This window comes from Methylobacterium sp. Leaf469 (assembly GCF_001424745.1).
In the GTDB taxonomy this organism is placed as follows: Bacteria; Pseudomonadota; Alphaproteobacteria; order Rhizobiales; family Beijerinckiaceae; genus Methylobacterium.
Genome location: NZ_LMRE01000001.1, coordinates 740,842 through 755,518, shown reverse-complemented (window position 1 = coordinate 755,518; position 14,677 = coordinate 740,842). Strand labels below are relative to the sequence as shown.

10 protein-coding genes and 1 tRNA gene are annotated in these 14,677 nt (G+C 69.2%); 6 read left to right on the top strand and 5 right to left on the bottom strand.

Annotated features, from left to right (window positions below; translation table 11 throughout):
- Positions 1-194 precede the first annotated feature (194 nt).
- Positions 195-1,403: an acyl-CoA dehydrogenase gene (locus tag ASG60_RS03560; protein ID WP_056384239.1), complete on the bottom strand. Its 1,209-nt coding sequence runs from the start codon at positions 1,401-1,403 to the stop codon at positions 195-197.
- Positions 1,404-1,492: 89 nt separating this feature from the next.
- On the bottom strand, positions 1,493-2,422 hold the full coding sequence (locus ASG60_RS03555; RefSeq protein WP_056306486.1) for an AEC family transporter: 930 nt from the start codon (positions 2,420-2,422) through the stop codon (positions 1,493-1,495).
- A 614-nt stretch (positions 2,423-3,036) separates the two neighbouring features.
- On the opposite strand from ASG60_RS03555, the gene ASG60_RS03550 reads away from it, so the two are divergent.
- Positions 3,037-4,287 carry an outer membrane beta-barrel protein gene (locus ASG60_RS03550; RefSeq protein ID WP_056384238.1) on the top strand — a complete coding sequence of 417 codons (1,251 nt, stop codon included), beginning with the start codon at positions 3,037-3,039 and terminating at the stop codon, positions 4,285-4,287.
- A 111-nt stretch (positions 4,288-4,398) separates the two neighbouring features.
- Here ASG60_RS03550 and ASG60_RS03545 read toward each other — a convergent pair whose 3' ends face one another.
- The gene (locus ASG60_RS03545) at positions 4,399-5,337 is read right to left on the bottom strand and encodes a 3-hydroxyacyl-CoA dehydrogenase NAD-binding domain-containing protein (protein WP_056384237.1); all 939 of its coding nucleotides are present in this window, start codon (positions 5,335-5,337) and stop codon (positions 4,399-4,401) included.
- A gap of 113 nt (positions 5,338-5,450) precedes the next feature.
- Between ASG60_RS03545 and ASG60_RS03540 the strand changes: the two genes are divergently transcribed.
- The 4 genes from ASG60_RS03540 (at position 5,451) to ASG60_RS03525 (ending at position 8,259) form a co-directional block, all read left to right on the top strand.
- Entirely contained in the window at positions 5,451-6,440 is a 990-nt protein-coding gene (locus ASG60_RS03540) for an ABC transporter substrate-binding protein (protein WP_200918680.1), read from the top strand.
- A 7-nt stretch (positions 6,441-6,447) separates the two neighbouring features.
- Positions 6,448-7,251, top strand: coding sequence for an ABC transporter permease (locus tag ASG60_RS03535; RefSeq protein ID WP_056165722.1), 804 nt, complete (start codon positions 6,448-6,450; stop codon positions 7,249-7,251).
- 17 nt (positions 7,252-7,268) lie between these two features.
- Complete coding sequence (locus tag ASG60_RS03530) at positions 7,269-8,063, top strand: ABC transporter ATP-binding protein (RefSeq protein ID WP_056165725.1); 795 nt, start codon at positions 7,269-7,271, stop codon at positions 8,061-8,063.
- A 120-nt stretch (positions 8,064-8,183) separates the two neighbouring features.
- Positions 8,184-8,259 (top strand) — tRNA-Phe (locus ASG60_RS03525).
- Positions 8,260-9,620: 1,361 nt separating this feature from the next.
- Here the strand turns inward: ASG60_RS03525 and ASG60_RS03520 are convergent.
- Both ASG60_RS03520 and ASG60_RS03515 read right to left on the bottom strand, forming a co-directional pair.
- Complete coding sequence (locus ASG60_RS03520; protein WP_056165728.1) at positions 9,621-10,979, bottom strand: sigma-54 dependent transcriptional regulator; 1,359 nt, start codon at positions 10,977-10,979, stop codon at positions 9,621-9,623.
- Positions 10,976-12,910: an ATP-binding protein gene (locus ASG60_RS03515; RefSeq protein ID WP_056384236.1), complete on the bottom strand. Its 1,935-nt coding sequence runs from the start codon at positions 12,908-12,910 to the stop codon at positions 10,976-10,978. Before ASG60_RS03515 ends, ASG60_RS03520 begins: the two co-directional genes overlap by 4 nt.
- 320 nt (positions 12,911-13,230) lie before the next feature.
- Here ASG60_RS03515 and ASG60_RS03510 point away from each other — a divergent pair, with 320 nt between their 5' ends.
- Positions 13,231-14,583 (top strand): dicarboxylate/amino acid:cation symporter, encoded by a 1,353-nt coding sequence (locus ASG60_RS03510; protein ID WP_056165733.1) that lies wholly within the window; start codon positions 13,231-13,233, stop codon positions 14,581-14,583.
- The last annotated feature ends 94 nt before the right edge of the window (positions 14,584-14,677 follow it).

Below are 14,677 nucleotides of genomic sequence, written 5' to 3'. Positions count from 1 at the left end.
GTTCGGCGAGACCGATTTCGCCAGGGTCGATGCCCACGTGATCCAACCGGAGGAATACGACGAACTTCCCGAGCTGACCGACGCCATGATGGAGCGGGCCGATCGATCCGATGGCCCCATTCTGGTCCGCCGGGGGCGGGCACCGAAGCCGGCTCCCAAGCGATAGGCGCGTCTTCTCAGAAGAACGCCTCCTCTCAGAAGAACGCCTGCAGCCCCGTCTGCGCCCGGCCGAGGATCAGGGCGTGGACGTCGTGGGTGCCCTCGTAGGTGTTGACCGTCTCGAGGTTCTGGGCGTGGCGCATGACGTGGTATTCGCCCATGATGCCGTTGCCGCCGTGCATGTCCCGGGCGGTGCGGGCGATGTCGAGGGCCTTGCCGCAATTGTTGCGCTTGATCAGGGAGATCATCTCCGGCGCCATCCGACCCTCGTCCATGAGGCGGCCGACGCGCAAGGACGCCTGGAGCCCGAGCGCGATCTCCGTCTGCATGTCGGCGAGTTTCTTCTGGACGAGCTGGGTCTGGGCGAGCGGCCGGCCGAACTGCTTACGCTCCAGGGTATAGCTTCGCGCCCGGTGCCAGCAATCTTCGGCCGCGCCCATCACCCCCCAGGAGATGCCGTAGCGCGCCCGGTTGAGGCAGCCGAACGGCCCCTTCAGGCCCGAGACGTCGGGGAGCAGCGCGTCCTCGGGCACTTCGACGCCCGCCATGACGATCTCGCCCGTGGTCGAGGCGCGCAGGGACAGCTTGCCGTGGAGCGTCGGGGTCGAGAGGCCGGCCATGCCCCGCTCCAGCACGAAGCCCCGGATGGCGCCGTCGTGCCGGTCGGATTTCGCCCAGACCACGAACACGTCGGCGAAGGGCGCGTTGGAGATCCACATCTTGGCGCCGGTGATCCGGTAGCCGCCGTCGATGGCCTCCGCCCGCGTCGTCATGCCGGCGGGGTCGGAGCCCGCATCGGGCTCGGTGAGGCCGAAGCAGCCGATCCATTCGCCGGACGCGAGCTTCGGCAGGTACTTTTGGCGCTGCGCCTCGGAGCCGTAGGCGTGGATCGGGTACATCACCAGGGAGGATTGCACGCTCATCATCGAGCGGTAGCCGGAATCGACCCGCTCCACGGCCCGGGCCACGAGGCCGTAGGCGACGTAGGACGCGGCGGCGCAGCCGTACTCCTCCGGCAGGGTCAGGCCGAGGAGGCCGACGCTGCCCATGGCCCGGAACAGGTCGGGGTCGGTCCGCTCCTCGGCGTAGGCCGCGACGATGCCGGGCAGCAGACGCTCCTGCGCGAAGGTCTCGGCCGTGTCGCGGATGGCGCGCTCGTCGTCGGTCAGCTGGTCGTCGAGGAGGAAGGGATCGTCCCAGACGAATCCGGCGGCGCGCAGGGGAGTGGCGATGGGCGCGTTCATGGAAGCTTCCTCGAACCTGTTGCGGCCGGTCGTGCCGGCCGTCGTTTGGGGACGAGCATGGACCCGGAGGGTCGGTCCCGTCCAGCCGGTCAGGCCCGCCCGAGGAGCGTCAGCCAGAGCACGGTCGTGAGGGGGGCGAGCAGGGTCGAGACGAGGACGGAGGCCGCGACCAGGCCGGTCTCGGCCTTGTAGCGCACGGCGAGCAGGTAGGCGTTGATGCCCACCGGCATGGCGGCGAACAGGGTGGCGACGCCCGCATAGGCCGGCGGCATGGAGAACAGCTTGGTGGCGAGCAGCCACACCGCGAGGGGATGCACCACGAGCTTGAGGACCGCGATGACGAGGGCGCCGGGCAGGTCGAACAGCACCTTGTAGCGGGTCAGGCCGGCGCCGAGCGCCACGAGGGCGCAGGTGGAGGCGGTGGAGCCGAACCCGTCGATGAGCGAGCGGGCGATGCCGGTGGGCACCACGCCGCCGAGGCGCAGGGCCATGCCGATGCCGAGGGACACGAAGATCGGGTTCTTGACGAGCACCAAGCCGAGGCCGCGCAGGCGCTGGACCAGGGTGCGGTCACCCTCGGCCTCGATGAGGAAGGTGGCGCAGCCCATCATCAGGGGGAGATGCACGGCCAGCAGCAGGAACAGCGGGAACGCGCCTTCCTCGCCATAGGCCTGCAGGATGGTCGGCACGCCGACGAAGATGGTGTTCGACTGGCTCGCGGCGAACCCGTGCAGCACCGCGCCCTGGCGGCCGATGCCCTTGCGCCGGGTGGCGATGAGGGAGCCGGCGAGCCACGACACCGCCGCCCCGCCGAAATACGCGATCCAGTACGACCACGTCACCTCGCCTGTGAGCCCCGGCCGGGTGAGGGTGCCGATGATGAGGGCCGGCACCGCGATGGCGAACACGTATTCCGAGAGGCCGTCGCTGACCCGCTCGGACAGGAGGCCGGCGAGTGCCGCGCCCCAGCCGATCACGATGATCCCGAAGACCGGGGCGATGATGCTGACGGCGTTCATGAGAGCTCGGTGGGCATGCGGGAGCGGGACGGGCGGGAGCGGTTTCGGTGTCCCCGCATCCTTAACACGGGGCGTCGCCCGGATGGATCGCCGGGGCGCATCGGGTTCCGATTGAGCGCAACCACCCGGCGACCGGTTTCGGCGCCGGGACGCTCCGCGGGCGTTTTCCCAGGACCCTGCTCGTCCTTCGGTAAAGCCGCGGCGTCGATGCGGCGTAAAAATGAGGCGGGAGGCAAGCACGGATCCGGTCGAAGCCGTCGTCGGCCGGTCGCTTGCAGGACGGAACACGGCTGCCGGTCTGTGCTCCGGAAACCAGGGCGCGATCAAATGCCTGGCAAGGTGCCTGGCAAGACTGTTCCGGTGCGAGGCGACGACAGGGATCGGGCCGGAAACGAGGTGTGCGTGCCGTGCGCGGCATATGGTTTACGAAATCTTAGCGTCTATCCGGGTCTGCCTTGTGGATGTTTCCTTAATGCCACACGAACGTCGCAAGTCCCTCCTGGGCAAGGGTTTTGTCTAAAAAATGTGCAACTGCATAAAGGATGACTTTGGCTTGGCCGGCATTCTTTGAGAACCTCCAATCAACGGAACAACCCAACAAGAAGAGACTTGATATGGCCCGCCGCAGCGCGCTCCTCGGACTGACGACCCTCCTCCTGTCGTCGACCTACCTTCAGGCGGCCGATCTGTCGGTGAAGGCCCCGGTGCCCGTCGTCCCGGCGTCGTGCAAGGCCGAGATCACGTTCCCGTCCTACGGCGGCATCATCAAGCAGAACCCCAACCCGGCCTGCCTCACCATCGGCGGCCTCGGCGACATCTACTTCGGCGGCGCGGTGACGGGCTACGCCTACACCCAGACCAACCAGTTCGCCTTCTCGGCCGTGCCCCAGATCGCCAGCGATCGCGCCGGCCGCGTCGATTTCTCGAACCTGATGGGCACCATCCAGAAGGCCGACGGCCCGTTCCAGTTCTACGCTGCGTTCGGCGCCTACACGATCCCGGGCCTCGGCCTGCCGATCCTCAGCGCCTTCGACCAGACCAACCTGCTCTACTCGCCGATCCCGATCGTGTTCGGCAAGTACGTCTTCAACGACAACTGGTCGATCCAGGGCGGTCGCATGCCGACCCTCATCGGCTCGGAGCTGCCCTTCACCTATCAGAACCTGAACATCTCCCGTGGTCTGCTGTTCAACCAGGAGAACGTGATCAACCAGGGCGTTCAGGTGAACTACAGCGACGGCCCGTGGTCGGCCTCCTTCGCCGCCACGGACGGCTTCTATTCGGGTGAGATCAACTGGGTCACGGGCGCCATCGTCTACAAAATCGACGCCGCCAACACGATCGGCATCAACGGCGGGACGCACTTCAACAACTTCAACTCGGCCCTGCAGAACCCGCGCTTCCAGTTCGCCACGCCGCTCTCGGTGCAGAACAGCTCGATCGTCAGCGCCAACTACACCTACGCCGACGGCCCCGTCATCGTGACGCCGTACGTCCAGTATACCAACGTCGAGAGGAACGCCGTCCTCGGCCTCGGCGGTGCCGAGACCATCGGCGGCGCGATCCTCGCCAGCTACGCCTTCACCGACAACTTCGCCCTCGCCGGCCGTTTCGAGTATATCAGCCAGAGCGGCAACAGCGCGAGCCCCTTCGGCCTCGGCCAGACCACCTCCGTCCTCTACGGACCGGGCAGCTCGGCGCTCTCCTTCACCGTGACCCCGACCTTCACCTTCGACCGCTACTTCCTGCGCGGCGAGTTCTCGACGGTGCAGCTCTACGACATCACGCCCGGCCTCGGCTTCGGCCGCACCGGCCTGAAGACCTCGCAGGAACGCTACATGATCGAGACCGGCATCACCTTCTGATCGCCGCACTTTCCGATCGCTGCCTCCGCGCGACATGCCATCGAGCCCCCTCTCCGGAGGGGGCTTTTTTCGTTGGCGAACGGCCCGGCCAAACCGACCGGCCAAGCCGCCTCATCCGCCGTGACCCGCCACTTCGATCCGCGCCTTCAGGATCTCCAGAAGCGCCCGGTCGCGGCGGGCCTCCAGCTCCGGAAGGGTCCGCCCGGCGGCCTCGGCCTCGACCCCCGCGACGATGCGCGCCTTCACGGCCGCGTCGAGGCTGGGCGTTCCGAGGCTCGCCCAGCGCCGCTCCTGGCTGGCCCCGAGATGGTCGAGGTAGTGCCGGATACCGCCCGCGCCCCCGCCGAGATGGTAGGTCATGTGCGGGCCCATGGTGGCCCAGCGCAGGCCCGGCCCGTTGCACAGGGCGGCGTCGATGTCGGCGACGCTGGCCACCCCCTCGGCCACGAGGTGCACCGCCTCGCGGTAGAGCGCCGAGGCGAGGCGGTTGGCGATGTGGCCCGGCATCTCGCGCCGCAGGATCACCGGACGGCGCCCGAGCCGCGCATAGAACGCCGCCGCCCGGGCCGCGACGGCGTCGTCCCCCGCCACGATCTCCACCAGGGGCACGAGGTGGGGCGGATGGAACGGGTGGGCGACGAGCACGCGCTCCGGGGTCGCGCACTCGGCCGCGATGGCGCTGCGCAGCATCGCCGAGGTGCTCGACGCGATGAGGATGCCCGGGGCCGCATGCGCGTCGATCTCGATGAGCACGGCGCGCTTCACCGCCAACTCCTCGGGGGCGTTCTCCTGAACGAACCGCGCATCCGCCACCGCGTCGGCCAACCGGTCGTGCGGCACGAGGCGGCCGGCACCAGTCAGCCCGAGTTCGGCAAGCTGGGCCCGCGCCCGCGCCACCGCCGGCCCGAGGCGATCCATGAAATCCGGGGCCGGATCGTAGGCCGCCACGTCGAGGCCGTGGGCGAGGAACAGGGCCGCCCAGCTCGCCCCGAGGGTGCCGCAACCGATCACGGCGACGGGGCCGTTTTCATCCGTATAGACCTCTGTCAATTCGTCGCCCTCCGCGGCTTTACTTTCGGCTTTGGGCACGCCTTATTCAATCCATCACGGTTCGTTGAAGGACCGGACGCGGGCGAGAACGACCCGCGACGTGGAGGAAACCGATGTTCATGCGCAATGCGGCGGCGCGGGCCGCCCTGCTGATCCTGGCGGCCGTCTCCGCCACCGCGGCGCGGGCCGACGACGTGGTGCGCCTCGGCAATCTGAAGTTCGCCCATTACGGCGCCGTCTCCTACATGAAGGAGCTCGCCCCGAAATTCGGCCTGAAGATCGACGAGCGCGTCTTCGCCAAGGGCGCCGACATCTACCCCGCCATGGCGGTGGACCAGATCGACATCTCGGCCTCCGGCGCCGACGGGGCGGTGGCCGCGCGCGGCAACGGGGTGAAGCTCTACGTGGTGGCGGGCTTCGCGGACGGCGGCGTGCGCATCCTCAAGCGGCCGGACCTCGACGCGGTCAAGACCCTGAAGGACGTGAAGGGCCTCAAGGTCGCCTCCGTCCGGGGTGGCACCCAGGATCTCATGCTGCTCGCCGAACTCGACAAGCACGGGATGACCTGGGGCGAGCGCCCGGGCAAGGACGTGCAGCTGATCTACTTCAACAACTACGCCGACCTGAACCAGGCGCTGGCGCAGAAATACGTCGACGTGATCTGCCAGAGCGAGCCGCAATCTACGCAAGCCATCAGCGCCGGCTACGCGACGGAGGTGGTGAAACCCTACGACACCCCCATCGGCCGGCCCGTGCGCCCCCTAGTGATGACCGAGAAGATGTACAACGAGCGCCCCGAGGTCGCCGGCCGCGTCCTCAAGCTGTTCGTGGCCGCCACCAAGGCCTTCATCGACGATCCGGCCTTGGCCGAGAAGTACGTCCGCGAGACGGTGTTCAAGGGCCAGCTCACGGCCCAGGATTTTCGCGATGGCATGGCCAACGCGAAGTACACCTACGACGTGCCGGCCGGGCACATGCAGATCACCACCGACACCATGATGAAGTACGGCCTCGGCAAGATGGTCAATCCGCCCAAATCCGACGCCGAGTGGGTGAAGACCGACCTGCTCGAGAAGGCCAAAGCCGAACTCGTGGCCCGCTGAGGCCGCCATGCACCGGCTGCGCGGCGCCATCGTTCCCATCGCCCTCCTGGTCCTGTGGGAGATCCTGAGCCGTCTCGGCGTTTTCTCCGCCGTGGTGCTGCCGCCGCCGAGTTCGGTGGCGGTGAAGTGGGTGTCCGGGATGGTCCCGGCCCTGCCGCACGATCCGGCGCAGGAGAGCTACCTCTCCTGGCTGTTCTCCGGCGAGATGCCCCACGACGCGGTGGCGAGCCTCGCCCGGGTGCTCACGGGCTTCTGCATCGGCGCCGGTCTCGCCGTGCCCGTCGGCCTGCTGCTGGGCACCAGCGACCGGCTGTTCTCCCTGTTCAACCCCTTGCTCGAGATCCTGCGGCCGATCCCGCCCATCGCGTACATTCCGCTGGCCATCGTGTGGTTCGGCCTTGGCAACCCGCCGGCCCTGTTCCTCATCGCGCTCGGCACGTTCTTTCCCGTGCTGGTCAACACCATCGCGGGGGTGCGGCAGGTGGATTCCATCTACATCCGCGCGGCGCGCAACCTCGGGGCGAAGCCGTGGACGATGTTCCGCCGGGTGATCCTGCCGGCGGCGAGCCCGTTCGTGCTCGCCGGCATGCGCATCGGCATCGGCACCGCCTTCATCGTGGTGATCGTCGCCGAGATGATCGCAGTCTCGGACGGCCTCGGCTACCGCATCCTGGAAGCGCGCGAGTACATGTGGTCCGACAAGATCATCGGCGGCATGCTCACCATCGGCATCCTGGGCCTCATCATCGACGGGGCGATGTCGCGCCTCAACGACCATCTGCTGCGCTGGCATCGCGGCCTCGAGCGCTGAACCCCCGGACCCCCAGCATGCAGGCAGAAATCGTCGTCGCCCACGCCAGCAAGGTGTTCGGCAGCGGGCCCGGGGCGGTGACCGCCCTCGAGGACATCAGCGCCACGGTGCCGGAGGGCCAGTTCCTGTGCCTGCTCGGCCCCTCGGGCTGCGGCAAGTCCACCCTGCTCAACGCCATCGCGGGCTTCGCCCCCCTGAGCGGGGGCCGCATCACCCTCGGCGGCCGCCCGGTGACCGAGCCGGGGCCCGACCGGGGGATGGTGTTCCAGGAATACGCCCTGTTCCCGTGGATGAACGTGGAGGACAACGTCCGCTTCGGCCTCGACATCAAGGGCGTGCCGAAGGCCGACGCCACCGTGACGGTGGACCGCATCGTCGCGACCCTCGGCCTCTCGGACTTCCGCAAGCGCTACCCGAAGGACCTGTCGGGCGGCATGCGCCAGCGCGTCGCCATCGCGCGCATCCTCGCCCTCGATCCCCCGGTGATGCTCATGGACGAGCCGTTCGGGGCCCTCGACGCCCTGACCCGGCGCACCCTGCAGGACGAACTCCTGCGCATCTGGGCCGAGTTCGAGAAGACCATCGTGTTCGTCACCCACTCCATCGAGGAGGCGCTCTACCTCGCCGACCGCATCCTGGTGATGACCTACCGCCCCGGCCGCCTGAAGCGCGACATCGCCGTGCCCCTGCCCCGCCCCCGCGACACAGCGGCGCCCGAGTTCAACGCCCTCAAGCGCGAACTCGCCACCCTGGTGATGGAGGAGCAGACCCGCTTCACTCAGGCCGAACGCCACGGCACGACCGTCGACTGAGGCCCCCGGCGCCCGCCCCGGAGCCGACGAAAAAACTCTCCCGAAACCCGCTGGACAGGCCGCCGAACCCTCTCTATACCCCCGCTCCACAGGCGGTGCCGCGAAAGCGAACCGCCCGCTGCCCAGGTAGCTCAGTTGGTAGAGCATGCGACTGAAAATCGCAGTGTCGGCGGTTCGACTCCGTCCCTGGGCACCATTCGTTTTTCCAGAGTTCCCAAGACTTTACAGCCTTTTTCCTCTATGCCCGCATCGGGCTGTGAGGTGAGGGGCAAACGGGTGCGAAACGCGCCAGTCGCGCGGTGTTAGCGGTCCCTGTATCGGCCGCGCTTTCCCGACTTCCGAGCGTCCATCCATACAGCGCGCTGAGCTGTGTTTCGACGTGCAACTTTGACCCCCGCAAGGCGATCCCACTCGGCTCCGGCCGCTTCCGAGCGGCCACGCGGTGCAGTTGGGGCGACCGATTGCGGCACCAGTCTCAGCCCGCTCATTGCGCACTGGCCTGCGTCGTCGATGCCTGAATTTCGAGATGGCGACGGCGCCCGGACAGCTCTCGGAACGCCTCGACGGTCCAGACCAGCCCTTCGTGACGGAGGCGGTGTGCCGTGGTCGGGTCCGGCCGCCATGGGACCCAGAACAGGGCGCGTTCCTGAGCCACCGAGCCGCCGGCCTGAAGGAATTCGGACCCGCCGATGTCCTTCCTCTGGCCCCACATCGACAAGGGCCGCGGCGTCGTGCGCCACGCCCTCTACCCGGCCGAACCGTGGCCGCGTGGGTGAGCGCTGCTCGACTTCCCCGACCCACCGCGCCGTGCCGGTTCGCTTGAAGCTGTAGAGGCCACCGGCGGACATCGAGCCGACGCGTGCGGCCGCAGGGACAGGGTTCATCCGCACCGAGGAGCGGAGCCTTTCAGTGCCCCGCTCGGGCGGGGCGAGGAAGCCGCCGCCCGGAGCAGACGCCACGTGAAGCCTCTTCACCTCCTCGGACGGCAAGCTGTCCCGCCCGCCGCACACAGAACCGAAGAACGCCCTTTGCTCGCCGGTGAACGGCTTTGGGCCCTCCGCGAGAGGATGGCCGCGAGCACGACGTGGGCATAGTGCCCGGGTCGTGCTGGAGCGGTGTCCGATCGGCTTGAATCGATCTGGGCTTCGAGGGCGCCGCAGATGTGATTCGAAATGGGACTTTCCGCGGAGGAGCGCCGGATGCCCCCAGCCCTGTCAGGCTCGTGTTCCTGGACGAGCCCGCGACGAACACGAAAATGGCACTAGCACTCTCTGGACACTTGGATGTCCGGGAGCGGCGTCGGCATCGTGTGCACCGGACGGGCCGGATCAGAGCGGTTTTCGAGCGCATTGCGACGGGTTTGGGTATGAGCGTTGACGGGCAAGGAATGAGCCGGTGCCGTCGCGGTTATCCGTGGACCGGGGGGAACGTGTCGCGGCCGCTGTGGCCGAGGGTTGCATCCTGCCCTCAGGCCGCGGCCCGGTTCGGGGGCAGCATGATCGCGCTCGACAAGAGCGAGCGTGTGTCCCATCCGTCGGGCAAGCAGCGAAGCCCTGCCTAGCGGTAATCGGTGGGCGCGAGGCCGTGGCGGGCGATCTTGTCGTAGAGGGTCTTGCGCGGGGTCCCGAGGGATTCGGCGGCCAGGCGCACGTCGCCGCCGGCCATGAACAGCTCCTCGCGGATGAGGCCCCGTTCGAACCGGTCGACCTGCTCGGCCAGGGTCCCGGCGGCGGCGGCCCCGGGGGGCGCGGTCTCGGCCCGACCGAGGCCCAGCGCGTGCCGCTCGGCGAAGTGGCCGAGTTCGCGCACGTTGCCGGGCCAGTCGTGGCGGCGCAGGTGGTCGCGCACGTCCGGCGTGATCGGCGGCACCTCACGGCCGAAGCGCGCCGCCGCCCGCCGCAGGAATTCCTGGAACAGCAGCATCACGTCCTCGCGTCGGTCGCGTAAGGGCGGGATCGGGATCGTGATGACGTTGAGGCGGTGGTAGAGGTCGTCGCGGAACGTGCCCTGCGCCGCCGCCTGGCCGAGGTCGACCTTGGTGGCCGCCACCACCCGCATGTCGATGGCCCGGACCTCGTTGGTGCCGAGCGGCTCCACCGACCGCTCCTGCAGGACCCGCAGGAGCTTCACCTGCAGGTTCAGCGGCATGCTCTCGATCTCGTCGAGGAACAGGGTGCCCCCTTGCGCGTGCTCGATGCGCCCGACCCGGCGCTTGAGGGCGCCGGTGAACGCCCCGGCTTCGTGGCCGAACAGCTCGCTCTCCACCACGCTGTCGGGTAGCGCCCCGCAATTCATGGCGACGAAGTTGCGCCGCGCCCGCCGGCTCCAGCGGTGCAGGGCGCTCGCCACCACCTCCTTGCCCGAGCCCGTCTCGCCGAACACGAGCACGTCGACATCGGCGTTCGCCACCTCGCGCACGAGGCTGCGCAGGCGCACCATCTCGGGCGAGATCCCGAGAAACGCCGGGTCCTCTTCCACCGCCGCGTCGAGGCGGGCGCGCAGGGCCCGGTTCTCCAGCACCAGGCGGCGCCGCTCCAGGGCGCGGCGCGCCGACGCCATGAGGGCCTCGGCCGGATAGGGCTTGGCGAGAAAGTCGTAGGCGCCGTCGCGCATGGCGCCGACCGCCATGCGGATGTCGCCGTGGCCGGTGATGAGGATGACGGGGAGATCCGGATCGAGGCCGCGCAGGCGCGCGAACAGGGCGACGCCGTCGAGGTCCGGCAGGCGCACGTCGGTCACCACGAGGCCCGGCGGGTCGGCCATGATCGCGGCGAGCGCCGGCCCGGCGGCCCCGAAGGTCTCGACGATGAACCCGTCGAGTTCGAGGCTCTGGCGGTTGGCCCGGCAGACATCCGCCTCGTCGTCGATGAAGACCACCCGCTCGGGCGACGGCCGCTCCTGCGCTGGTTCGCTCAACGTCCCGCCCCCCGGTGTCCAGCCGCCTTCGGCTCCGCCCTCCCATTCGCCCGGGCGAGGTCCAGATTCGCCAGGGCGAGGTCCATGCGGAAGACGGCGCCGCCCGCCGGATCGTCGCCCGCCGTCAGGCTGCCCCCGCAATCCTCGACGATGCCGCGGGCGATGGCGAGGCCGAGGCCGAGGCCATCGGATTTCGTGGTGAAGAAGGCATCGAACACCTGCGCGCGCAAGGCCTCGGGCAGGCCCGGACCGGTGTCGTGCACCGCGATTCCGACGCGGTCGCCCTCTTGCGTCACCCGCAGGGTCACCTTCGGATCGGGGCGTCCGGCGACGGCGTCGAGGGCGTTCTGCAGCAGATTGACCAGAACCTGTTCGAGGCGCGGTCCGTCACCGAGCACGTGGAGCCCGGCGGACGGGGCGTCGACCACCAGGGGCACGCCGGCGGCCTGGGCGCGGCCCTCCACCAGTTCGAGGCCGTTGCGCAGGATGGCGTCGAGGGCGACGGGCTCGCGCTTGGGCGAGGCGCGCCGGGCGAAGCCCTTGAGCTGGCGGGTGAGGCCGCCGATGCGGTCCGTGAGGCGGCCGATGGCGATGGTGTTCTCGGAGGCCTCCGTGGTGCGGCCGCGCTGCATCAGGATCGCGGCGTTGTCGGCGTAGGAGCGGATGGCGGCGAGCGGCTGGTTGATCTCGTGGGCCATGCTGGCGGCGAACTGGCCGAGCGCCGCGAGCCGGCCGGCCTGCGCGAGTTCGCGGCCGAGGCGCTCGCGCTCGGCTTCGGCGCGTTCGCGTTCGGCCTCCACCCGCTCGCGCTCGGCCTCGGCGCGCCGGCGCTCCTCGATCTCGAGGCGCAGCATCCGGTTGGCGTCCGTGAGTTCCTGGGTCCGCTCGCGCACGCAGCCTTCGAGTTCCTCGCGCCGGGCCGCCGCTTCGGCGAGGCGCCAGCGCTCGCGTCGCCGCCGGCCCGCCAGGGTGGTGAGCCCGAGGCAGGCGAGACCGGTGATGAGGGCGGCGATGATCCAGGCCTGTGCCCGCTCCCGCTCCAGGGCGCCGCCCGTGGGCGTAAGGGTGTGCAGGCGCCAGTCCGTTCCGGGGATCGCCGCATCGAGTGCGAGCGCCGCGCGCGCGGGCGCCGCCCCCTGGCCCACCCGCACGAGGTCGTGGGCGCCCGGGACGGGATGCAGCGGCATCTCGCCCAAGGGAGCCGCCCCGAATTCCAGGGCCTCGCGGATGCGGCGGCGCTCGGCCTCGTCGATGCGCCGCAGGGTGGAGAAGTGCCAGGTGGGATCGCTCGCGACGAGGACGATGCCCCGGGCATCGGCGACGAACACCCCGTCGCCGCCCGCCCGCCATGCGGCCTCGATCTCGTCGAACTCGATCTTGACCACCACGACGCCGCCGGCCCCGGCGATCCTGCGCGAGAGGTAGAGCCCAGCCCGGCCGCTGACGGTACCGAGGGCGAACTGCGAGCCGGCGCCCGTGGCCACGGCCTGCCGGAAATAGGGCCGGAAGGCGTAGTCCCGGCCGATGAAGCTGCGCTCGGCCTCGGCGTTGCTCGCCGCCACGGTGATGCCGTCGGGGCGGATCACGTAGATCACCGCGGCACCCGTGGCGGCCGCAACCTGGGCGAGGCGCCGGTTCACCCGCTCGACCAGGTCCCGTGGCGGGGATTCGCCCGCGACCGCCGCCATCTCCGGGTCGGATGCGAGGGCGAGGGGCAGGGAGGCTTGCTTCTGCATCTCGGCGCGCAGGGCCGCGACCTGGAGAGCGAGGGCGGTGTGGGCCGTGCGGTGCAGATCGGACAGCGCCCAGCGCTCCGCCGCCCGTCCGGCGATCCAGGCCGCCAGCAGCATCATGGCGAGGCTCGCCGCCAGAACGAGGCTGCCGCGCCGCGCCGCATCGGGGCCGGCGGGATCGGGGCGGGCCGTTCTCATGACGTGCGGGACGGCACGCAGGGGCGTGCGGAATCCCGCACCGGTTTCACCGGCCGCGTGCGGGTTCTCGGATCGGGCCTCGAAGCGGGCGGACGATGCATCGGAAAAATAAGCTTTCGATCAAGGTGTTAACGAAAAGTTCCATCGGTTCCGCCGCTGGCACGCCGGTTGCCATTCACTGAGGGAAGCGCAGGCCTGCATCCCTTGCAGGGCTGGGTACCGGAGGGGAAGCCCGCCGGCCAACATCAAGATCGGACGGAACGGGGGAAGCCCCGGTCCCAACCGGCAGGATCGACAACACCAACCGGGAGAACGCCCTCATGGCCACCGTACCGCTGCCGCTCAACGCTCCGCACGACCCACCCAAGCCCAAGCCGATCTACCGGACCCTGTATTTCCAGGTCCTGGTCGCCGTGGCCATCGGCATCACGCTCGGTCACTTCTACCCGCAGGTCGGTGCGGACATGAAGCCGCTCGGCGACGCCTTCATCAAGCTCGTCAAGATGATCATCGCGCCGGTGATCTTCCTCACCGTGGTCTCCGGCATCGCCGGCATGACCAACCTCGAGAAGGTCGGCCGCGTCGGCGGCAAGGCGCTCATCTACTTCATCACCTTCTCGACCCTCGCCCTGATCGTCGGCCTGATCGTCGCGAACCTCGTCCAGCCGGGCGCGGGCATGCACATCGATCCGAAGTCGCTCGATCCCAAGGCGATCGCGATGTACGCCGACAAGGCGAAGACGCAGACGATCACCGACTTCCTCATGAACATCATCCCGTCCACGGCGGTGGGTGCGTTCGCGGGCGGCGAGATCCTTCAGGTGCTGTTCTTCTCGGTGCTGTTCGGCTTCGGCCTCGCGTTCCTGGGCGACCGCGGCAAGCCGGTGCTCGACATCATCAAGGTGCTGTCGGAAGCCATCTTCGGCGTCGTCAACATCATCATGAAGGTCGCTCCCATCGGCGCCTTCGGCGCCATGGCCTTCACCATCGGCAAGTACGGCATCGCCTCGCTCGCCAACCTCGCCTACCTCGTCGGCGCCTTCTACCTGACGTCCGCCATCTTCGTGCTCGGCGTCCTCGGCCTCGTCGCCCGCTACAACGGCTTCTCGATCATCAAGCTCATCCGCTACATCAAGGAAGAGCTGCTGCTCGTGCTCGGCACCTCGTCGTCCGAGTCGGCCCTGCCCTCGCTGCTCGTGAAGATGGAGCGCGCCGGCTGCTCGAAGCCCGTCGTCGGCCTCGTGGTCCCCACCGGCTACTCGTTCAACCTCGACGGCACCAACATCTACATGACCATGGCGGCGCTCTTCATCGCGCAGGCCACGGACACGCCGCTGACCTACGGCGAGCAGGGCCTGCTGCTCCTCGTGGCGATGCTCTCCTCCAAGGGGGCCGCCGGCGTCACCGGCTCGGGCTTCATCACCCTGGCGGCGACCCTCGCGGTGGTGCCCTCGGTTCCCGTGGTCGGCATGGCGCTGATCCTCGGCGTGGACCGCTTCATGTCCGAGTGCCGTGCGCTCACCAACTTCATCGGCAACGCGGTGGCCTGCATCGTCGTCGCCCGCTGGGAAGGTGAAGTCGACGAGGTCAAGCTCGCGGCGGCGCTCGGCGGCAACCCGATGCCCCTCGACTCCGAACTCCCGGCGGCCGCGGGCCTTCAGCCCGCCGTCTGATCCTGACGCCCAACTCTGGGCCTCGACCCTCCGGCGCCCCGCGCCGGAGGGTTTTTTCATGGGTGCCCCAGGCCCGAACGCTCCGAACGCCGCG